We start from the raw sequence: 20,845 nt of genomic DNA, 5'->3' as shown, positions 1-20,845 counted from the left end.
TGTTAATCTAGTTTTAGTATAATCCAGTGTTGTTCTCTAATTTTATCCTACTCGAAACGAGCACATTTATGGAATAGTTTCGACTCCACTTAACGAAGAAAACAATCATTATTCATTTCGTTTAGTGCATAAACCTAAAATAATACAGAATAGAGATATCCCAAGGCTATGAAAAAAAAGATTTTGGTGCTAATATTATTGGCGCTTGTGCTTATTGGCACAAGCATTTTGACTTTTGGAAAAAAAGAGCCAGTTGATTTTAGCGCTGATGTTAAACCGATTTTGAATAAACATTGTATCACATGCCATGGTGGGGTTAAGAAAAATGGTGGCTTAAGTTTTCTTTTTGAAAATGAGGCATTCGCCAAAGCTGAGTCGGGCAAATCAGCAATTATTCGTGGCGATGGGGAACACAGTGAACTGGTAAAGAGACTGATTTCCGATGATCCTGAATTGCGTATGCCTTACAATGCCCCTAAACTGAATGACGATGAAATTGATATACTCAAAAGATGGATCGATGAAGGAGCTAAGTGGGGAGAGCATTGGGCCTATACAACACCTAAGGAAACGGAGGTCCCTAAACCTTTTTCGTTGCTCAGTATATTTGGTGTAAAGCCCAAAGGGGTGAACAATACGATTGATTTTTTTGTTTTGGATAAGATGAAGGAGAAGAAATTGTCCTTTGCAGATGAAGCCGATAAAGCATTGTTGCTCCGAAGAGTGTATTTGGATCTAATTGGTATCCCACCCTCGTTGGCAGAGATTCAAGCCTTTGAAGCAGACCAGCGTGATGATGCTTATAGCCGGCGGGTAGATAGTCTGCTGGCTTCTCAGAAATATGGCGAAAAGTGGGCGAGTTGGTGGTTGGATATGGCGCGATATGCCGATACGAAGGGCTACGAAAAGGATGGCTCGCGCACGATATGGACTTATCGGGATTGGGTCATCAAGGCCTTAAACCAGGATATGCCTTATGATGAATTTACGATAGAACAGCTTGCCGGGGATTTGCTCCCGGAACCAACCAAGGATCAACTTATTGCAACCGCCTTCCATCGCAATACCATGAATAATGATGAAGGCGGGACCGATAGCGAGGAATTTCGGATGGCTGCGGTTTTGGATCGTTTAAATACAACTTATCAGGTATGGTTGAGTACGACCTTTGAATGCGTGCAATGTCATAGTCACACCTATGATCCGTTTAAATTTGAAGAGTATTATAAATCGTTAGCTTTTTTTAACAACACCAGAGATGAAGATACTCAAGGTGATCATCCTAAACTGCGTTTTTACACCGCACAGGATGAAAAACGAATTGACAGTATAAAGAGGTGGTTGTCGACGACAGGAAATGCAAGCTTGGTAAAATCAACAGATCTGTTCCTTCACACCCTTGAGCCCAAAGTCCATGCGCATTACAGCGACCAAATAGTAGATGGCGCGCTTTATGATACGAAATGGTTGGGGGTTAGAACTGGAGGATCGGCTCGATTAAGGACAATAAACCTGGATAATAAACAGCAATTCTTCATGAATTTCTGGACAGGTGCAGTAGGTGGAAAATTGGAAATTCACTTGGATAAACCTAGCGGACCAATACTTGCCGTTATTGATTTACCGAGTACGAATGGAAGACAGGTTATTCAGTCTCCCATAAGTGCGACTCGTGGTATACATGACTTATATCTGGTTTTCAAGAATCCATCTGTCGCTCATGGACAGCCGATCTGCATGATTGAATGGTTTGCATTTCGCGAGAACTTTCCACATGAAAAGTCACTGGATAATATGAATTTTCAAAAGACTTTTCTCCAGTTGGTCAACATGCAACCTGAGGGAGTACCAATCATGATTGAAAATCCCAAAGACATGCATCGTAAGACAAATGTATTTATACGTGGTAACCGCCTGTCGCTAGGTGCGGAAGTGCAGCCTACAGTTCCGGCATCATTGAATAGTTTCCCTAAGGGGGCTCAACGCAATCGTTTGGGGTTTGCGCAGTGGATTGTCAGCAAGGAAAACCCATTGACAGCGCGAACTTTAGTTAATCGCGTATGGGCTCAACTATTTGGTCGGGGACTAGTTGAACCATTGGGAGATATGGGCACACAGAGTATTCCGCCGATTCACCGAGAATTATTAGATTATCTTGCCCTAGATCTGATGAATACCAAAAAGTGGAGTATTAAAAAATTGATCCGCGAGATGGTATTATCCGGAACTTATAAGCAGTCCTCTAGCCTGAACAATTCCAATTTTGAAAAGGATCCACAGAATTATTATTTGGCAAGGGGACCTCGTTTTAGGTTATCTGCCGAACAGATTCGTGATCAGGCATTAGCCGTGAGTGGATTGCTCAGCAATAAAATGTATGGACCAAGTGTAATGCCATACCAACCGGATGGGGTATGGATGACTGTATACAGCGGTGAGTCCTGGGTGAAAAGTGCTGGAGAAGATCAATACCGAAGGGGCATCTATACGTTTTTAAAGCGTACGAGTCCTTATCCTTCCTTTGTTTCTTTCGATGCTTCTAGTCGGGAGGTTTGTTTGGTCGACCGAATCCGTACCAATACACCGCTACAAGCGCTCGCCACATTAAACGATCCTGTTTATCTCGAAGCAGCTAAACATCTGGGGGCTATTATGGAAAAGGAGGGAAATGGAAATCTTAGAAATAGTATTCGTGTCGGTTATAAACGTGCAATGTTGAAGGATGCCGATGAAAAGAAACTCAAAGAGCTGGAACATCTTTATCAAAAAGCGTTGATTGATTTCAGCAAAAAGCCTGATTCAGCAGCCAAATTTTTGAATGAAGATTTAGCAAAAAGCAATGTAAAGGTCCTGCCTTCAAAAGCTGCCTACATGCTTGTTGCCAATGCAGTGTTGAATCTGGACGAGTTTTTAACGAAATCATAAATAATGAAATAATAAATATGGACTGAAACTTCTGGATAAGGGCTTTTCGTATGAAAACGAAGTCTCTTGTTAAGAAGGATAAGGCCTATGAAATAATAAGAATATAAACCGAAATGAGCTAAAGCTGCGGACTAAAAATTTAGTGACACAGACCGTTCATACGTAATGATAGTCAGATGAAAGATCTAAATAAGCTAATAAAAGAAGCGCAACAATTTGAATTGCAGGCTGTCACAAGGAGACATTTTTTAAAGGACTGTGTGGCAGGTATCGGAGGTATTGCTTTAGGGAGTTTGTTGACGAGTTGTAATGGATGGGGACAGTCAAAATCATCAGAAAAGTTGGATCTGAATGCACTCAATCCGCTGGTACCCAAGCCTCCTCATTTCCCAGGTAAGGCTAAAAGCGTAATTTATCTGCATATGGCCGGCGCTCCGTCGCAATTGGAGTTATTTGATTACAAGCCTGCATTGCAGAAATTACATAATCAACCTTGCCCGGAATCCCTGCTCGCAGGAAAGAAATTTGCCTTTATTCGTGGGATTCCAAAAATGTTAGGGCCACAGGCTACTTTTAAACAATATGGAGCAAGTGGGGCTTGGGTGTCAGATCATTTGCCTCACTTTAGTAAAGTTGTTGATGAAGTGAGTTTTCTGAAGGCCGTGCATACCGATCAGTTCAATCACGGTCCAGCGCAATTGTTTATGCATACGGGAAGTGCCCGTCTCGGCCGGCCAAGCATTGGTTCATGGGTAACTTACGGTCTAGGATCTGAAAATAGCAATTTACCCGGATTTGTTGTGTTAACATCGGGAGGTAAAACACCGGATGCAGGAAAAAGTGTCTGGGGAAGTGGATTTTTACCGTCCGTATACCAAGGCGTTCAATGTCGTTCAAAGGGTGATCCCGTATTGTATATTGCCGATCCTGAAGGGATGGGAAGGGATATGAAGCGTGATTTGATTGATGCCATAAATAATGTCAACAAAACAGAATACGATACCTTTAAAGACCCAGAAACCTTGTCGCGGATTGCACAATATGAGATGGCTTATAAAATGCAGGTTGCAGTTCCTGAAGTGATGGACATCAATAATGAACCTGCATATATTCACGAATTGTATGGAACTGAGCCGGGTAAAGAATCGTTTGCCAATAATTGCCTTTTGGCTCGGAAACTTGTAGAACAGGGGGTACGATTCGTGCAGTTATTTGATTGGGGTTGGGACAGTCACGGTACAAATCCCGCAGATTCGATTGATCTTGGCTTTAGAAATAAATGCCGGGAGATAGATCGACCAATGACAGCATTGATTATGGATCTCAAACAACGTGGTTTGCTGGAAGAAACACTAGTTGTGTGGGGCGGGGAATTTGGACGCACACCGATGCAAGAAAATAGGGACAACAGCGATATGCCATTCCTGGGACGCGATCATCATACCGACGCCTATACCATCTGGATGGCAGGCGGGGGAGTTCGTAATGGTATAAGTTACGGTCAAACCGATGATATTGGGTTCGCTGGGGTAGAAGGGCGCAGTTCTGTACACGATGTCCATGCGACCATGCTCCACCTTTTGGGTTTTGATCATGAGAAATTTACATACGATTTTCAAGGAAGGCCATTCCGATTGACAGATGTGGAGGGTGAACTTATTCAAGCTATAATTTAAAAACATGAAACAATTTCTAGTATTAATTTTATTTATGAGCAGTTTTCTATCCATGACTGCCCAGCAGTTACACATCAAATATTATTGCACCAATTGGGGAAATAGCGATTCTTGGGATACATTCTGTCTCCGGGTGAAAAATGCTGGTTACGATGGTGTTGAATCCTGGTTACCCGGTAGTCCAAATGAGCGGAAAGAGATGATCGAGGCATTACATAAATATGGATTGAGTTTAGGATTGCTTTCAGGCGGATCGGGCGGAACTTACGAGGAATATAAACAAAGTTTTAAGCATAATTTGGATGAAGCAGCACAGCTGAAACCCGATTATATCAATTGCCATACAGGTAAAGATTATTACTCGTTTGAGCAGAATAAAACATTGATTGAGCTTGCCGATGCTGCTAAAAATAAGTACCACATCCCCGTTTATCATGAGACTCATCGCGGAAGATTTAGTTTTGCAGCTCATGTGACAAAAGAATATTTAGAGAAGATTCCGACCTTACAACTTGCGTTGGATATCTCGCATTGGTGCAATGTGCACGAATCAATGCTTTCTGATCAGACGGATGCTGTAACAAAAGCGCTTTCCAGAACGGAACACATTCATGCACGAATTGGGCATCCTGAAGGACCACAAGTCAATGACCCCGCGGCTCCTGAATGGAAGAGTATCGTTGCACAACATTTGACCTGGTGGGATAAAGTTGTTGCTAAGCACAAGGAAAATGGGGTGAAGGTATTGACCATAACGACCGAGTTTGGTCCAGCGGGTTATTTACCCACATTACCATTTACACAACAACCGGTGGCCGATCAATGGTCAATCAATGTTTATATGTTGCATTTACTCAAAGACAGATATAAAGAATGATAGTTTTCTTTGATGAATTATTGGGCTTTTTGGGACGATTTCACCCGCTTTTGGTCCATTTACCGATCGGCATATTATTGTTGGCTTTTGTTATGGCAATTAGGACTCAGTTTAAAGGCGGTGATATGTATTTGCCTGCTATTAAGCTCTCCTTATTCCTAGGGACTATCGCAGCTATAGTAGCTGCTTTATCGGGATATCTGCTTTCACGAAATGGAGGTTATGAGGAGGATGTCCTGAGCTATCACAAATGGCTGGGAATTGCCGTGGCTATCAGTAGTTTATTGCTTTGGTTTCTTTATCGTAAAGAATCTCATGGTGCATTTCGCTTTTGGCTTTTTTTTATCCTGGTGCTCTTAATTGGGGTGACTGGACACTACGGTGGAACACTGACACATGGAAAGGGTTACTTTGTGGAAGTTATGCCAGTAGCACTTAAAAAGCTGTTTAAAGCGGAAGAGGCTAAAGAGGAGGTTCTTATCGTTCAAAATGCGCAGGAAGCAGAAGCCTATAAGGGAATTATTCAACCTATTCTAAAACAGCGTTGTCAAAGCTGCCACGGGCAAAGAAAGCAGGAAGGGGGGCTGGCACTGGATACAAAAGAGAATTTGTTAAAAGGAGGAGAGAACGGCACAGTACTAAATGCAAATGATTCGAAAAAGAGTGAATTATATGCCCGATTGGTGTTGCCCGAGGGACATAAGAAACGTATGCCACCTAAAGGTCGTACACCGATAACCGCTGATCAGATAAAACTGATTGCCTGGTGGATTGACCAAGGAGCCAATTTTGATAAAAAAGTGCATGAAATACCACAAACAGAAGAAATAGCTCATTTGTTGAAAAAATTGGAAACAGGGGAAAAAGAGGAGTCTGCTGTATTGTATGCTGATCTACCAGCAGCACCAGCTTTGCCAAAAGATAAAGTTGATGCTTGGCAGGCTAAGGGTATTAAGATCATCCAAGTTGCAAGAGATAATAACTTTGTGTTGGTTAATGCGATTAATTATCCTCAATTTAATGATAAGGACCTACAGGAATTGTTAGCCATTAAGGATAATATTGTACAGCTGAAATTAGGAAATACGGCTGTTACAGATCTTGCTTTTTCAACATTTTCGGCAATGCCCATTCTTTCCCGTCTGCATTTGGAAAATACAAAAATTTCCGATGCTGGATTGAGCCAGCTGAAAGGCCTGTCAAAATTAACGTATTTGAATCTGACAGGCACAAAAATTACATCAAAAGGTCTATCAAAACTGAACGAGCTTCCGAGTTTAAAGAACGTCTATCTTTATAAGACGGTAAATCAGGAAGTCGCCGCAATAAAGCAGTTGAATGCTAAGATTAAGGCAGATACCGGTAATTATAGTTTGCCTTTTATTGAAACCGATACAATTAGGTTTTAAGCTGTTATTGGACCTGTTGACTACACGATGAAAATCCGCGATCCAAATGGAATGCTCTTGTACAATTTAACGATTGAGCGAGAAGGACAAGTAATTTAAGGAAAATAAACAGGATATTTTAGCGGATAGGAAACGACTATACAAAGGAGAATGCGGAAAAGGTTTTAGCGTAATATAAAATAGGAATGCTAAGGTGACGATTTCAAATAAAACCTTCATGACTTCGTAGACACCAACAGCAATGAAAGCAAACTGAAGGTTCTTTCTGGCCAATAAGATTAGACACTTTCAGAAAAAATGCCCCCAGAAAGTGTCTAACTTTTTGGAGGCACTGCAAATTTCCTGCTTCTCTTTTTACATCGCGATAAGCTGTTTTTATTTCGTGCCAGCATGTTCTAGTAATTCGATAGCATCGTAAAGCACACCTGCTTCACCTCTAAAAGTTCCTGAACCTTCTGGTTTATTATCTTTTGTGTACCATTCATAAAAACCTTTATTTTTGATAACACGGGCAAGCATCGGCTGTATCTGTTCATAAGCTTCCTGTTGAAAACCATTTTTAACGAGCTGCTGAATCATACGCCCACCGAACCAGGTCCAGTCCCCACCATTTTGATAACCATACGGATACATGCCTTTGTTTTTAAATGAACCTGCAGGATAAGTTGGGTACACGGTAAGTCCAATTGTTGCCGCACCAGCGTCTTTTACATTTTTAATCATTTTATCCAATGAAACTTTTATTTGCTCTTTGCTGAGCAAATTCGCTTCAATAGCGATAGCTGTTCCACCATGATAATAGATTTGATTTTCATCAAAATCAGCCGCAAATGGAGAGCCTTTGATATAAATATGGGGAATAAACTTCTGGTTCTTTTCATCCCAAAGGTGTTTCATCGTATTACTTGCTACGGAAGCTCTGATTTTTCCCCATTTTTCTTTTTTCTCAGGAAGTAGATCCATGTAGTTATCAAGGGCGATCAAAAACATCGCATTGTCGTAGATGTCCAAAGCAATATGCGAATTTTCATCGAGATGGACACCCCAGTCATGCTCGGGTTGAACGTCGCCCCAATCAACCGTGGTTGCGCCCCAAAGTAAACCATAAGTATCATTATAACGTTTGTCCAATAAAAATTGCAAAGCATGTTCCATGCGATCCTTTACAGTTGCATCACCAATTTTTTCATTGAGAAAAGCCTTGTCTTTAGTTGCAACGATATATTTATGTACCGCTTGAATTAAAGAGGATTCCTGGTCTGTTTCAACGGTGTTTTTATGTGCAGCATAATCAGGAGCCAAGGTGCTGGTGATTGTGTAATAGTCCGATACGCCATTTTTTAAGCTGGACTTTTTGACAAAACCATCGGCAATATTACCATCAGAACCTTGTAGTTTAAAGAACAAAGCCAATTGATCTTTGATCTGTTCATGGGGATGTACTTTTGTTGCTAAGGTGATAAATGTATTGTAGTCTCTAATCCATACCTCACTGTATCCATCCCCCGCATTGAATCCGCTTTTGATGATGTTCGTAGCCATATCTTTGACAATATGGAAGCTGCTATCTTTTTGGATGCTGTCTTGTAAATTGTTCGTAGAAACTTTACCGCCAGCATGTTGGCAGGACAGTAATAGGAGCGATGAAGATAATGCAAAAAATATAGTTCTCATTGTGCTGTTTGTTTATAATAAATGGTTTAATTAACATTTGGATTCTTTGACAAAAGATTGGATAACCTTTGCCTTACCGTTTCCTAAATTACGCAATGTATAGGACCCAGCAGCAGCAGGAACGGCAAAAGTCTCGGCATAATGGAAGACCCTCTTCATGCCATTTGCTGTCGTCAGCTCAATTGCCTCGCCCTCGACAAGCATCATGATATGACACTGTCCCTGCGTTTCAATCGAAACATCCTGATCGAATTCGTATCTAAAAACATCGTAGAAATGATCTTCATGCGTTGGCAAATGTATTCTTGTTGTTTGCGCATCAAGGACTTTTTCACTGGGCTGAGCTAGCAGTGTGTTTTTTACGACATCACCTTTCCGGCTAAAATTGAGGTTAGCGAATGCTCTATCAATATTTAATGGACGTGGTTTCCCATCTAAATCGGGACGCACCCAGTCGTACATTTTAAAGGTATAATTATAAGGTGTCGCACTGATTTCGAGTACGAGATTATTCACGCCGGAAGAATGTACGGTACCATGTGGAATCAAATATAACTGGTGTTTCTTGGATTCGAATTTTTGAACGTATTGCTCGATATCCATAGCTATTCCGCTTTGGAAGCTCTCTTCTAAAGCGGAGCGAAATTTGCCGGCATCAATTGTTTGCTGAAAGCCCAGATACACTTGTGCGTCCTCTTTTCTATCAACGATATAATATGATTCGTCCTGTGTGAAGTTTTCTCCAAATTCTGCTTTTGCATAAGCTGGACTAGGGTGGCATTGAATGGATAGGTTGCCGCCATCAAAGGTATCCAGGAAATTGAAGCGTATTGGAAATTCAACATCGAAACGTTGCTGTGCATGACCGAGTACATTGGCACTTTCTTGAAACATCAATTGATCGAATGAAATTTCGAGTATATGTCCATCTGCTTCGAGCAAAATACCATTTTCGGGGACAATCATTTCGAAGGACCACGCATAGTTTTTGACATCCTGATCGATGCCTGTAAGGTGCTCTTTCATCCACTGTCCACCCCATACTCCGGGTTCAAAAGTTGGTCGTACGCGGAAGTAATTTTGAGACATGGTTTGCAATGTATCGCGTAGATCCTTCCCCGTAATCCATGGTAAGGTGTGGGACGATTGTTGATCGGCAAGAATTTCGACACGGGACAGGATGGACCTTTTATGTCTATTCAATATTTCCCAGTCGACAAAATAGTAACGTTTGTAGGTTTCCTTTTGATTGGTTTGTGTTGAAGAGCCTAAATTTAAAGCTGTGCCCCCACGCATGCGTTGAATAAGCACATTTTTGGGCAGATCAATATACATCAGCTGACTAGACGTATCGACTAATGATGCTCCAGGACCATAAAAGACGGTATACTCAACTTGTTTTGAATCGGAGCTCGCCAGTATTGATTGAAAATCCGCTAGTTTTTCGGTATCAAAGTATTCAATGAGCTGAATACCGGTCTTTTTTCCGAACAATGGGTCGTTGCCGCCTAGGTAGGGAGAGACAATATCCTGGATGGCTGATTCCGATTTTAAAGCAGAATCCATCGCAATAAATCGTGCGGCTACACCCTGTTTTTCAAATTCCTGCTTCAGGTTGGGGATGATTGTGTCCCAGTTAACACCTACAAAACCATCAATGCTATGTATATTATGTGTAATGAGATGTGCAACAAGATCTTGGTAAGAATTTGATAAGGATCCTTGAACTGGAAACGTTGGCGCGATTTCGTACTGAAAAGGTTTTGTTTGAGTATTAGAATACATATTGATGTAATTTTTTATTGCAAATGAATGATGTTGGAATAAATAGCCTTTGCTTACTTGCTTGTTGATTTTTTGTTGTGTTTTTCAATCCAGAATTTTTCGATCTCCTCCAAAGGTTTGCCCTTCGTTTCCGGAAGGAATCCCAGTACAACAAGGAATGCGATGGCACAGAAAAATGCAAACAACCAGAACGTATAGCGGGCGCCCCAGGAAGCGAGAAGAATGGGCGTTAGCTGTCCCACGATCGCATCGGAAATCCACATCACCATAATACTGATACCCATGGCACGAGCCCGGATGGCATTTGGGAAGATTTCGGCTGCGACGACAAATTTTAGTGGGCCAATGGAAAAAGCAAAGAAAAATAAGAATGAAAGTATCGCGATAATCAATGCGATATTATTGACTTGACCTTGATTAAAAAGATAACCAGTAACCAGCAAACTCACTGTAGCACCTACAGTTCCCAAAAGATATAAGGGACGTCTCCCCCAATTATCAACCTTCCAGATTGCAAAGAAAGTAAATAGCACATTGGCAGCTCCAAAGAATAACTGGGCATGATAGGAGTTGTTTAATGAAATACCGGATTCAAGCAATATGCTCGGACCATAATAAACAATTGCGTTGATTCCACTGAGCTGTGAAAATAAAGGGAGGAATAAGCCCAATAAAAAAGCCTTGCGATAAATGGGAGAGAACAGATCACGTAGATTTCCTTTCGAGGAAACATGGCTGACCTCTTGTATATCCGATAGCCCTAATGCGACACTGATCGCTGCAACTTCAGTATTTCGTCCATTTTTAGAAAGCCAACGTGGACTTTCAGGAATAAAGTAAACACCGATACATAACAATAAAGCTGGTATTGCACCAACTAAAAACATAGTTCGCCACAGTTCATTTTGCTGGGCCGAACTATATTCAAGAATCAGGTAGTTGCTGATATAGGCAAATAGGATACCGAATGTAATAGCGAGCTGGTAACAGGTTACTGATCTTCCTCTAAATTTGCTTGGCGATATTTCCGCAAGATATAAGGGCACAACAATTGAGGCTATTCCAACGCCCAGGCCCCCAATGCTTCTACTCGCAATCAATATGCTGTAAGAAGGACTGAATCCACAGCCAATTGCTGAGAATAAAAAAAGCAGGGCCGCAGTAATAAAGGCGGGTTTTCGGCCGTATTTATCTGTTAATGGTCCTGTGAAAAATACACCAACAATACAGCCTAGCAAGGCTGAACTGACGAAAACGCCCTCTTGAGCAGGAGATAGTCCGAAAAATTGCTTCACTAACGGCAAAGCACCTGCAATTACAGCCATATCGAAACCGAAAAGGAGTCCTCCAAGTGAAACGATACATAAAATGATGATAAATTTCTTTGACATCTGCGGTTTATATTAATATGTATATACATACAAACATATATCTATTTTTTTAATTATGCAAAAAATCTTATTTTAGCACAAGCAATCCAAATGATGAATTTAAAAATAGATCATAAAAGTCCTGTTCCGCTGCATATACAAGCTGAGAATTTGTTACGCGAATTAATTAAGCAGCCTGAATATATAGAGGGGAAATTATTACCCAATGAAATTGAATTAGCAAAAAGATTGGCAATTTCCCGTTCTACTTTGCGTTTAGCGATCAATAAACTGGTATATGAGGAGCTGCTCATTAGAAAGAAGGGGATAGGAACGAAGGTGGCTAGTTCTAAATTCAGTTCAAAATCCAAAAATTGGTTGAGTTTCTCACAAGAGATGAAAAATCGTGGGATTGAGGTGAAAAATTTTGAACTTCACGTCAGCTGGGTAGTTCCGGATAAAGCTGTTTCGAAGTTTTTTAATGTAGATGAGGATCAGAAGCTGTTAAAACTAGAACGTCTGAGAGGAAAGAAAGATGACCCATTTGTTTATTTTATCTCTTATTTCCATCCGCGTATAGGTTTAAACGGCGATGAAGATTTTAAGAGACCTCTATATGAAATCTTAGAAGCAGATTATCACGTCGTTGCAGATCTTTCTCAGGAAGAGTTGGATGCAATGGCTGCAAATAAATTTATAGCGGATAAATTGGAGATTAATATCGGTGATCCTATTTTGTCCCGCAAGCGGTTTGTATTTGACCAATCTGGAAAGCCAATTGAATATAATTTAGGGTTCTACCGTGCGGAAAGTTTTACCTATACTGTTGAAAGCAGAAGAGATTATTAAGTAATTCACTCATCCTATTATCCATTCAAAAAGGACGACAGGATGAGTGAATAGTTCATTTATTTATTCTTTTCTTTTAATGATTCTTTTCTACGGTAGTTTCTGCCCAGCTTTCTAGGAGCGCTATTGCTTTACTGAGCACTCCTGCTGAACCTTTGAATTTCCCTGATCCGCTAGGGACGTTATTTTGACCATACCATTCGTAAAATCCTTTGTTTTTCACAACGCGATCGATCATCGGTTGAAGTTCTGCATAGGCTTCTTGATAAAAGCCGTTTAATACGAGTTGCTGGATCATCCGTCCGCCAAACCAAGTCCAGTCACCACCATTTTGGTATTGGTAAGGCTGAGCCATTCCTCCGATGAAAAATCCAACCGGATAGGTCGGGTATAAGGTCAATCCAATACTCGGCATGCCCGATAACCGGACGTTTTCCAGCATTTGCGTATTGACTGTTTTTATTTCTGAAGCGGAAAGTAACCCGGCTTCTATCGCGATGGCGGTGCCTCCATGATAATGAATCGTATTTTCATCAAATCCTTTTGGGATAGGGGATGTTTTAGGGTAGAGATGAGGGATGAATTTTTGTTTTTTCTTATCCCATAGATGACGTCTGCTGTTTGTTTCGAGACTCTTTTTTAATCCCTTCCATTCTGTCACCTTCGGAGCGTTGGGCTGAATATCAATTAATGTCTGCAAAGCAATAATAAACATCGCGTTGTCATAAATATCGATCGCCTCATTGGAGAGCTCATTCCAGTCACAACCAAAGCTATCGTTGGGTTGTACATCTCCCCAATCTGCGGTCATCGCACCCCAAAGCAATTGATACTTGTGGTTGAATCGTTCTCTTTTCAAATAATCCAACATGAGTTGGATTCGATCTTTGACGGAAATTCCACCGATAGACTCCTCCAGGATACTGTAATCCTTTGTTTTCAGGATATATTTACCAAGCAGTTGGATGAGTGAGGTTTCCTGGTCTGTTTCTACTGTATTTTTAAATCCAACATGGCCGGGCGCATTTTCTGAATAATAAGGTGTATCATCGTGCCAGGTAAAATCCTTTTTAAGGACATAGCCGTCTACCATTTCACCATTGGGCTGTTGCATCTGAAAGAATACTAAAATGGCCCCTCTAATGTCCGCTTGGGACCGCTCTTCCAAGGCGGTTTCAATAAATGTATTGAGGTCCCTGGCCCAAATCTGTGAGTAGCCACTTCCCGCATTGAAACCTTCTTTGATGACCTCTCGGGCAAGGCTGTCGACATATTTTAAGTTTTGATCCGCTAGAATGCTTTTTGCCAACTTAAGTTGAGTTATACTGTCGGGTTTTATTTGTTGTGCTGATAGTTGGGGTCCGAGTAACAGAAGTATTAGACTAAAAAATGGGGTGTTTTTTTTCATTGTGGTTTTATTGTAATTAATTAGGCTTGACAAGTGTATCTGTCAATAATTTGTATCTATTTCAGGGTTAATTTTCATCTACTTCAGGGGTTTGATCGAAGATCAGCCGTCTGATTAGTATTTTTTTTGAATTTATTTACTGGTTATATTTTAGTATGTATGTACAATCAAAGTTATGGAAAAATGTCAGTATTTAAGCTTTAATAACGTTTTATTTGGTTAGTATTTAAAATTTTACAAATTTAGGCATTATAGTGAGGCCTTTCCCGTAGTTAAATCGCGTAAGAAAATAGAGCTCATGTTTATACATACTATATTTTTTTGTAAGTTTGCTGTAGAACCTAATTGAAAACAATGGTAAAGCGTATCATTTATTATTTTTGTAGTTTATTTGTAAGTACGACGGCTGTTTTTGCACAGCAGAAAACAGATTTAACCGTTTTTGTAAAACCTAATATTGGATCCGTTCATAGCCGGTATTTCTTTTATACACCAGCAGCAGTACCTTTTGGAATGGCTAAGCTAGCGCCGAGCACAAATGGAAGCTATGGGAACAAGTCAGGCTGGGAAGCTGTGGGGTACGATGATAGGCATGGGTCAATAGAAGGATTCGCTAATTTTCACGAATTCCAGGTAGGCGGAGTGGTATTTGCACCGTCCGTTGGAAAATTGAAGACAACTCCTGGTCAACTTGATTGTCCACAAAGCGGCTATCGTTCTGCTTTCGATAAGAAAGATGAGTTTGCTACTTCTGGCTATTACCGCGTCAAGTTAAAAGATTATAATATACTTGCGGAGCTCACTGCAACCAAGCGCGTCGGTTTTCATCGGTATACTTTCCCAAAAACGGAACAAGCCAACCTTATTTTCGATATTGGCCATGTTATGGGGGAAAGTGGCCCTGTCGTTGATGCTGAAGTGAATTATGACAAACAGCACGTCTGGGGATATGTGGTTACCAATCCTGTATACGTACAAAAATATCAGCAGGGTGCTCATGTTAAGATGTTTTTCTTCGCGGAGATAAACAAACAGCCTAAATCTTTTGGAACATTTAGCGATTCCACGACTTTCGATCAACATAGCCGTATAAAAGGAAAGGGGGCCGGCGTGTTCCTGAAATTTGATACCCAAGTAGGGGAATCTATCGAAGTCAAGACCGGCTTGTCTTATACATCTGTGGAAAATGCACAACTGAATTTGCTTAAAGAAGCAAAGGATATGTCGTTTGATACTGCAAAGAAAAATGCCTTGCAAACCTGGAATAGTGAACTGGGAAGAATTTTGGTGGAAGGGGGGAAAGTGGACGACCGCATTAAATTTTATACTGGATTGTATCATGCTTTACTGGGTCGTGGGCTTTCAAGCGACGTCAATGGTGCATATCCCAAAAATGATGGCTCGGTAGGGCAGATTGCTCTAAATAAACAGGGGCAACCTATTCATCATCATTATAATACCGATGCGATCTGGGGTGCATTTTGGAATTTGACACAGTTATGGTCCATTGCTTATCCGGACTATTACAACGACTGGATTCAGAGTCAATTGTTGGTCTATCGCGATGCAGGTTGGCTAGGAGACGGTATTGCCAACAGTAAATACGTTTCGGGTGTAGGGACTAATTTTACAGGTTTGGCAATTGCAGCGGCGTATAATGTGGGTATTCGTGACTATGATGTGAATCTTGCCTATGCTGCGGTGCGCAAAAATGAATTGGAAGGGAAAGACCGTCTGCCTGGAGCGGGGAAGTTAGATGTGGGCGTTTTTGTCCGTAAAGGTTATTCTCCGTATATAAAAGATGATAATGGCAGTCCCGAATTAATGACCAATGGATCTCCTTTTGGTGCTTCGCATACCTTGGAATATGCTTTTTCTGCCGGTGCAGCCGCACAATTTGCAAAATCATTGGGGCACCAAAAAGACTACATTAAATTTCAGGGATTATCCGATGGATGGCGTAATCTGTACGATACCACAACGAAGTTTATGCGACCAAAGGATAGTACTGGGCGGTTTATTTCAAACTTTAACCCTTATGAACCATGGCGTGGATTTCAGGAGGGAAATGCTTGGCAGTATACCTTCTATGTTCCGCATGTCCCACAGGAATTGGTTAAACTGGTTGGAAAGGATCTGTTTAATCAGCGGTTGGATAGTATTTTTACGGTGTCGCAGAAGAATGTGTTTGGAGGTGGTACACAAATTGACGCTTTCGCAGGGATTGAAAGTCTTTATAATCATGGTAATCAACCGAACCTGCATATCTCTTGGCTGTTCTATTTTTCTGGTAGACCTGATTTAAGTCAGAAATGGGTACGGGCAATTTGCAATGAGTTTTATGGTAATGATGCAATACACGGTTATGGCTACGGACAAGACGAAGACCAAGGACAGCTTGGCGCATGGTATGTCTTGTCGAGTATCGGCCTATTCGACGTACGAAGTCTCACCACCGAGAAGCCCGCACTTCAGATTGGCGCGCCACTTTTTGATCGGGTAACGATACAATTGCCGGAGAAATTAAGAAAAAATAAATTTATCATTCAGGTGAAGAAGGAGCAGGCCAATAGTTATATTATTGATCAGGTTCGGTTGAATAACCGCCTGTGGAAAGGTTGGCAGCTGCCTTTTGAACGTCTGGTAGAAGGCGGGATTTTAGACCTCAAGTTGAAAGGCAACTAAATTTAAGCAATAAAAAAATAGCCCCATTCGGGGCTATTTTCAAGGTAGGTTGGTTTGTTGATTGCCTACGCGATTTCAGCAATAAAATTGCCTTCTTGATCCAAATCGGCTTTGTGAGCTGCGATTTGTTGAAGATTAATATGTCCTATGACATATTTGAAATCTGGTGCGTAATATCGTTCTGTGATTTCACCGAAATTTAACTTTTCAATCAGTGCATCATCGGTGTATCTCAAATAAACCTTAATTAAATAATCTTGGCTATAATTTAATGTGCTGGATTCCAAATGTTTTTTGTATTCATAGCGGTATCCATAGCGAAGGGCAGCGATATCCGATAGCACAGCAGAGCCCGTCGGGTGGCCACCGGCTCCTTTACCATAGAAAAATTGTTCGTCTGCAAAGGCTGCTTTTACCAATACACCATTGTTCTCATTTTCTACATTATAAAGCATGCTGTCTTTGCCTACTAGGCGTGGTAATACGTAAAGTACAACTTTATTGCCGTCGATCTCTTTCGCTGTTGGTATCAATTTGATCTTGAGGTTCTTTTCTTTAGCAAAACGAATATCTTGCTGTCCCAATTTGTCTATACCAATATTAAAGACATCGTCTGGTTTGACATAGATCCCGTACGCATGGGAAGCAACAATACATACTTTAAATTTTGGGTCAAACCCACCGACATCAAGGGTGGGATCTGTCTCAGCAAAACCAAGTTCTTGCGCTTTCTTTAAAGCATCTGTATATTGCTGGTTTTCATTGAAAACTTTAGATAAAATATAGTTGGACGATCCATTAAAAATACCGCTGACAGAATGAAGTAATTCATTGTCATAGTACTCTTCTAAATTCCGTATAATGGGAATACTTCCGCAAACTGCACCTTCGTACAATAAACTGGTGCCATATTCATGTTGAATATCAACTAGCTCTTCCAAATGGCTGGCAATCATTTTTTTATTGGCAGATACCACATTTTTACCTGATTTCAAGGCACGAACAGTTAGTTGATAGGCTGCTTCGGCATCATCTATCAGTTCGACAACAGTATTAATGTCTGGGTCACCTAAAATTGTCTCCGCGTCGGTAGAAAATAGATCTGCTGGTAGCGAGCGTTTTTTATCACCGTTTTTAATGACAAATTTCTTGATCTCCAGATTAAGATTTTTAGTTTTGATGATATCGTAAAGACCTTGGCCTACAACACCAAACCCAAACATCCCTATTGTTAATTTATTACTCATATCTCTTCTTAAATTCTCTTATATGTATTTTATTCTCTTATACTAATTCGTTGATGTACACTTTTTGCTCCTGCAGAAAGCTGCTGATAATTTTAGTGAGTTTTTTTGTTTCGATCAAAAATCCATCGTGACCATAGGTAGATTCAATCTCCTGGTAGTGGGCATTGGGAATATGTTGAGCGATAAATTGTTGCTCTTGTGGAGGAAACAACAAATCTGTATTGACGCTCAGCACTAAAGTTGGGCAGTCGATGCTCGCTAAAGCGGATTCGATAGATCGTCTTCCACGACCCAAATTATGGCTGTCCATTGCTTTGGTTAGGAAGTAATAGCTGTACGCATTATAGCGTTTCACCAATTTTTCACCCTGATAGTTTTGATAGGAGGATGCTTTATAATGATCGAGTTTTTCTTTATCATCCTCCTTTTGTGTGTTGGCATACGTTGTATAGTTGCGGTAAGACAACAGTGCCATAGCGCGTGCAACTTTTAAACCCTTAGCTCCGCCATCGGGATGATTGGCGTAAAAGGTTCGATCAGTTGTAATGGCAAGACGTTGACTTTCATTGAATGCAATACCCCATGGTGAATGGACGGCATTTGTTCCAACGACGATTAGATGGTTGATGGCTATACTGTGCGATACGGCCCATTCCAATGCTTGTTGACCGCCCAATGAGCCCCCAATAAGGATCTCTATTTGTTTGATATCCAGGTGGTCTGCAAGAGATTGATGGGCTTTGACCAAATCCCTTACTGTAAATTCAGGAAAAGATAAGTAGTAAGGTTGTCCAGTAGCTGGGTTTATAGATAGCGGATTACTGCTATTATATGCTGATCCGATGACATTGGCGCAGATAATATAATAATCGTTTGAATCAAACAATTCACCTGTTCCAAAAAGACCTGACCACCAATCCAGTACATCCGCATTGGCCGTTAGTGCATGGCAAACCCAGATCACATTACTGCGATCTGCGTTGGGTTTGCCAAATGTTTCATAACTGATTTGTAAATCAGTAAGCTCTCTTCCATTTTCAAATACAAAAGGCTCCGGGTGCAGATAAATATGCTTACTCATTTTACGTTTACGTTTTAAGCCGAAAAAATCTGATTATTTAATTTTATCAAAAGCTTGTTGTAAATCAGCTTTGATGTCATCAATATGTTCTATTCCTACAGAAAGACGTAATAAACCTTTGAACACTCCAGCATTTGCCTGATCTTCATCACTCAATTGTTGGTGAGTAGTCGCTGCCGGATGGATAATCAATGACTTCGTATCACCAACATTGGCCAGGTGACTGATTAATTCTAAGCTGTCGATAAAGCTATTGGCCTTTTGTGCTGCGTCACCTTTGAGCTGAAAAGAAAGCACTGCTCCATAGCCATTTTTAAGGTATTTTTGTGCGTTAGCGAAACTCGGAGAGCTTTTTAAGCCCGGATAATTTACTTTTTCTACCTGTGGATGCGCCTCAAGCCATTTAGCTACCTCTAAAGTGTTGTCTACATGGCGTTGTACCCGCAAAGATAGGGTTTCAAGTCCTTGTAATAATAAGAATGAATTGAAAGGGGAGAGTGCTGGTCCGAAATCCCGAAGCCCTTCCACACGTGCCCGAATGGCAAATTGGATATTTCCAAACGGTCCGCCTTCACCGAAAACTTCGGAAAAAACTAAGCCATGATAGCCTTCAGATGGTTCGGAAAATTGCGGGTATTTTCCGTTGCCCCAATTATAGTTTCCGCCGTCGACGATGACACCGCCAATGCTTGTACCATGTCCACCGATCCATTTAGTAGCCGATTCAACCACCACATTTGCACCATACTCCAAAGGTTTAAATAAATAACCTCCAGCGCCAAAAGTATTATCGACGATTAACGGTAGGTCATATTTTTTCGCTACTGCAGCAATTTTCTCAAAGTCTGGAATATTGAAACTTGGGTTTCCAATTGTTTCAACATAGATGGCCTTTGTTTTATCATCAATGAGGGCTTCAATTTTATCTGCCTCGGCGTCCGTTGCAAATCGAGCTTCGATGCCCAGGCGTTTAAAAGAAACTTTAAACTGGTTGAATGTACCGCCGTATAAGTTGGATCCGGCAACAAAATTGTCACCACTTTCCAAGATATTATTTAATGCAATAAACTGTGCCGCCTGGCCAGATGCAACAGCAACAGCCGCGACTCCACCTTCCAGTGCCGCAATACGTTGTTCGAAAACATCCGTAGTAGGATTCATAATCCGTGTATAAATATTGCCGAACTGCTTTAATGCAAATAAGTTTGCGCCGTGTTCGGCATTTTCAAATACAAAAGATGTTGTTTGATATATAGGAACTGCTCTAGATCCCGTAGTAGGGTCAGCGACTTGGCCAGCGTGAACCTGAAGAGTTTCGAATTTTAAATTTTTGTTTGAAGACATAATATATCAGATTTTAAGGGTTCAAAAAGAAATTGCTAAGTAAAAAGAGAAGCATACACACCTCCTTGAAGGGTCTGTTAAATCTTTATCCAAGAAAAAGGAAATGATTTTTAACAAGCGTGGAAGTGCATATGCATACGCATTCGCATCAATACAGTGGTATGATGGCTTACACTTTCGCTTATCGTGCGGCTCACTTGTGTTGAACCTGAATTTTTAATGGACTTCAGTAGTTTAATAATCATTGTCTTATGTTATTTATATGCTCCAAAACGATATTGTTTTGGACAGGAATTGGCACCTTTTCAAACAAATTGAAGGTTGCCAGTGGGTCATTGAGCCAGTCTCTCGCCACTTCTTTATAAATCAAGACCTACTGATTAAGGGAGGTGTTGATTAGAATCTTCTTTCGAAGACGATACAAATATAAATTCTTTTTTTATTAAAGCAAAAGAAAAGCTATTTTTTAGTTAAAGGAATTTTGAATAACATACCGATCGGATCACATATTGTCC

Annotated in this window: 13 protein-coding genes and 1 riboswitch; of the genes, 6 read left to right on the top strand and 7 right to left on the bottom strand. The window is 40.8% G+C overall.

Features of this window, described 5'->3' with window-relative positions; genetic code table 11:
- Nucleotides 1–168 precede the first annotated feature (168 nt).
- From ACLCDV_RS16040 to ACLCDV_RS16025, 4 genes are all read left to right on the top strand, one after another.
- Nucleotides 169–2,925: a DUF1553 domain-containing protein gene (locus ACLCDV_RS16040; RefSeq protein WP_411971639.1), complete on the top strand. Its 2,757-nt coding sequence runs from the start codon at nt 169–171 to the stop codon at nt 2,923–2,925.
- A gap of 176 nt (nt 2,926–3,101) precedes the next feature.
- Nucleotides 3,102–4,601: a DUF1501 domain-containing protein gene (locus ACLCDV_RS16035; RefSeq protein ID WP_411971638.1), complete on the top strand. Its 1,500-nt coding sequence runs from the start codon at nt 3,102–3,104 to the stop codon at nt 4,599–4,601.
- A gap of 4 nt (nt 4,602–4,605) precedes the next feature.
- Entirely contained in the window at nt 4,606–5,478 is an 873-nt protein-coding gene (locus tag ACLCDV_RS16030) for a sugar phosphate isomerase/epimerase family protein (RefSeq protein ID WP_411971637.1), read from the top strand.
- Nucleotides 5,475–6,887, top strand: coding sequence for a c-type cytochrome domain-containing protein (locus ACLCDV_RS16025; RefSeq protein ID WP_411971636.1), 1,413 nt, complete (start codon nt 5,475–5,477; stop codon nt 6,885–6,887). The genes ACLCDV_RS16030 and ACLCDV_RS16025 overlap by 4 nt, the downstream gene beginning before the upstream one ends.
- A 375-nt stretch (nt 6,888–7,262) precedes the next feature.
- Here the strand turns inward: ACLCDV_RS16025 and ACLCDV_RS16020 are convergent, their stop codons facing one another.
- From ACLCDV_RS16020 to ACLCDV_RS16010, 3 genes are read right to left on the bottom strand one after another with little or no spacing between them, the layout of a single operon-like run.
- Nucleotides 7,263–8,561, bottom strand: coding sequence for an amylo-alpha-1,6-glucosidase (locus ACLCDV_RS16020; RefSeq protein WP_317665862.1), 1,299 nt, complete (start codon nt 8,559–8,561; stop codon nt 7,263–7,265).
- A 30-nt stretch (nt 8,562–8,591) separates the two neighbouring features.
- Complete coding sequence (locus ACLCDV_RS16015) at nt 8,592–10,346, bottom strand: class I mannose-6-phosphate isomerase (RefSeq protein WP_411971635.1); 1,755 nt, start codon at nt 10,344–10,346, stop codon at nt 8,592–8,594.
- A gap of 53 nt (nt 10,347–10,399) precedes the next feature.
- On the bottom strand, nt 10,400–11,737 hold the full coding sequence (locus ACLCDV_RS16010) for a sugar porter family MFS transporter (protein ID WP_411971634.1): 1,338 nt from the start codon (nt 11,735–11,737) through the stop codon (nt 10,400–10,402).
- A 90-nt stretch (nt 11,738–11,827) separates the two neighbouring features.
- On the opposite strand from ACLCDV_RS16010, the gene ACLCDV_RS16005 reads away from it, so the two are divergent.
- Nucleotides 11,828–12,565 carry a GntR family transcriptional regulator gene (locus ACLCDV_RS16005; RefSeq protein WP_232475551.1) on the top strand — a complete coding sequence of 246 codons (738 nt, stop codon included), beginning with the start codon at nt 11,828–11,830 and terminating at the stop codon, nt 12,563–12,565.
- A 76-nt stretch (nt 12,566–12,641) separates the two neighbouring features.
- Here ACLCDV_RS16005 and ACLCDV_RS16000 read toward each other — a convergent pair whose 3' ends face one another.
- Entirely contained in the window at nt 12,642–13,874 is a 1,233-nt protein-coding gene (locus tag ACLCDV_RS16000; protein WP_411971633.1) for a hypothetical protein, read from the bottom strand.
- A gap of 453 nt (nt 13,875–14,327) precedes the next feature.
- On the opposite strand from ACLCDV_RS16000, the gene ACLCDV_RS15995 reads away from it, so the two are divergent.
- Nucleotides 14,328–16,658 (top strand): GH92 family glycosyl hydrolase, encoded by a 2,331-nt coding sequence (locus ACLCDV_RS15995; RefSeq protein ID WP_411971632.1) that lies wholly within the window; start codon nt 14,328–14,330, stop codon nt 16,656–16,658.
- Between the two features lie 65 nt (nt 16,659–16,723).
- Here the strand turns inward: ACLCDV_RS15995 and ACLCDV_RS15990 are convergent, their stop codons facing one another.
- From ACLCDV_RS15990 to ACLCDV_RS15980, 3 genes are read right to left on the bottom strand one after another with little or no spacing between them, the layout of a single operon-like run.
- Entirely contained in the window at nt 16,724–17,905 is a 1,182-nt protein-coding gene (locus ACLCDV_RS15990; protein ID WP_317665873.1) for a homoserine dehydrogenase, read from the bottom strand.
- A 37-nt stretch (nt 17,906–17,942) separates the two neighbouring features.
- Entirely contained in the window at nt 17,943–18,986 is a 1,044-nt protein-coding gene (locus ACLCDV_RS15985) for a homoserine O-acetyltransferase family protein (protein ID WP_411971631.1), read from the bottom strand.
- A gap of 33 nt (nt 18,987–19,019) precedes the next feature.
- The gene (locus tag ACLCDV_RS15980; protein ID WP_075993185.1) at nt 19,020–20,330 is read right to left on the bottom strand and encodes an O-acetylhomoserine aminocarboxypropyltransferase/cysteine synthase family protein; all 1,311 of its coding nucleotides are present in this window, start codon (nt 20,328–20,330) and stop codon (nt 19,020–19,022) included.
- A 255-nt stretch (nt 20,331–20,585) separates the two neighbouring features.
- Nucleotides 20,586–20,698: riboswitch (SAM riboswitch) on the bottom strand.
- Between the last annotated feature and the right edge of the window lie 147 nt (nt 20,699–20,845).

The sequence above is a fragment of the Sphingobacterium sp. Lzh-3 genome (assembly GCF_046764375.1).
GTDB lineage: Bacteria > Bacteroidota > Bacteroidia > Sphingobacteriales > Sphingobacteriaceae > Sphingobacterium.
Note: the sequence above shows the minus strand (reverse complement) of the source record. Positions and strands in the feature narration are given on the sequence as shown.

Coding starts and splice junctions, on each gene's coding strand:
- ACLCDV_RS16040 (WP_411971639.1), top strand. CDS start 169: ATGAAAAAAAAGATTTTGGTGCTAATATTATTGGCGCTTGTGCTTATT.
- ACLCDV_RS16035 (WP_411971638.1), top strand. CDS start 3,102: ATGAAAGATCTAAATAAGCTAATAAAAGAAGCGCAACAATTTGAATTG.
- ACLCDV_RS16030 (WP_411971637.1), top strand. CDS start 4,606: ATGAAACAATTTCTAGTATTAATTTTATTTATGAGCAGTTTTCTATCC.
- ACLCDV_RS16025 (WP_411971636.1), top strand. CDS start 5,475: ATGATAGTTTTCTTTGATGAATTATTGGGCTTTTTGGGACGATTTCAC.
- ACLCDV_RS16020 (WP_317665862.1), bottom strand. CDS start 8,561: ATGAGAACTATATTTTTTGCATTATCTTCATCGCTCCTATTACTGTCC.
- ACLCDV_RS16015 (WP_411971635.1), bottom strand. CDS start 10,346: ATGTATTCTAATACTCAAACAAAACCTTTTCAGTACGAAATCGCGCCA.
- ACLCDV_RS16010 (WP_411971634.1), bottom strand. CDS start 11,737: ATGTCAAAGAAATTTATCATCATTTTATGTATCGTTTCACTTGGAGGA.
- ACLCDV_RS16005 (WP_232475551.1), top strand. CDS start 11,828: ATGATGAATTTAAAAATAGATCATAAAAGTCCTGTTCCGCTGCATATA.
- ACLCDV_RS15995 (WP_411971632.1), top strand. CDS start 14,328: ATGGTAAAGCGTATCATTTATTATTTTTGTAGTTTATTTGTAAGTACG.
- ACLCDV_RS15990 (WP_317665873.1), bottom strand. CDS start 17,905: ATGAGTAATAAATTAACAATAGGGATGTTTGGGTTTGGTGTTGTAGGC.
- ACLCDV_RS15985 (WP_411971631.1), bottom strand. CDS start 18,986: ATGAGTAAGCATATTTATCTGCACCCGGAGCCTTTTGTATTTGAAAAT.
- ACLCDV_RS15980 (WP_075993185.1), bottom strand. CDS start 20,330: ATGTCTTCAAACAAAAATTTAAAATTCGAAACTCTTCAGGTTCACGCT.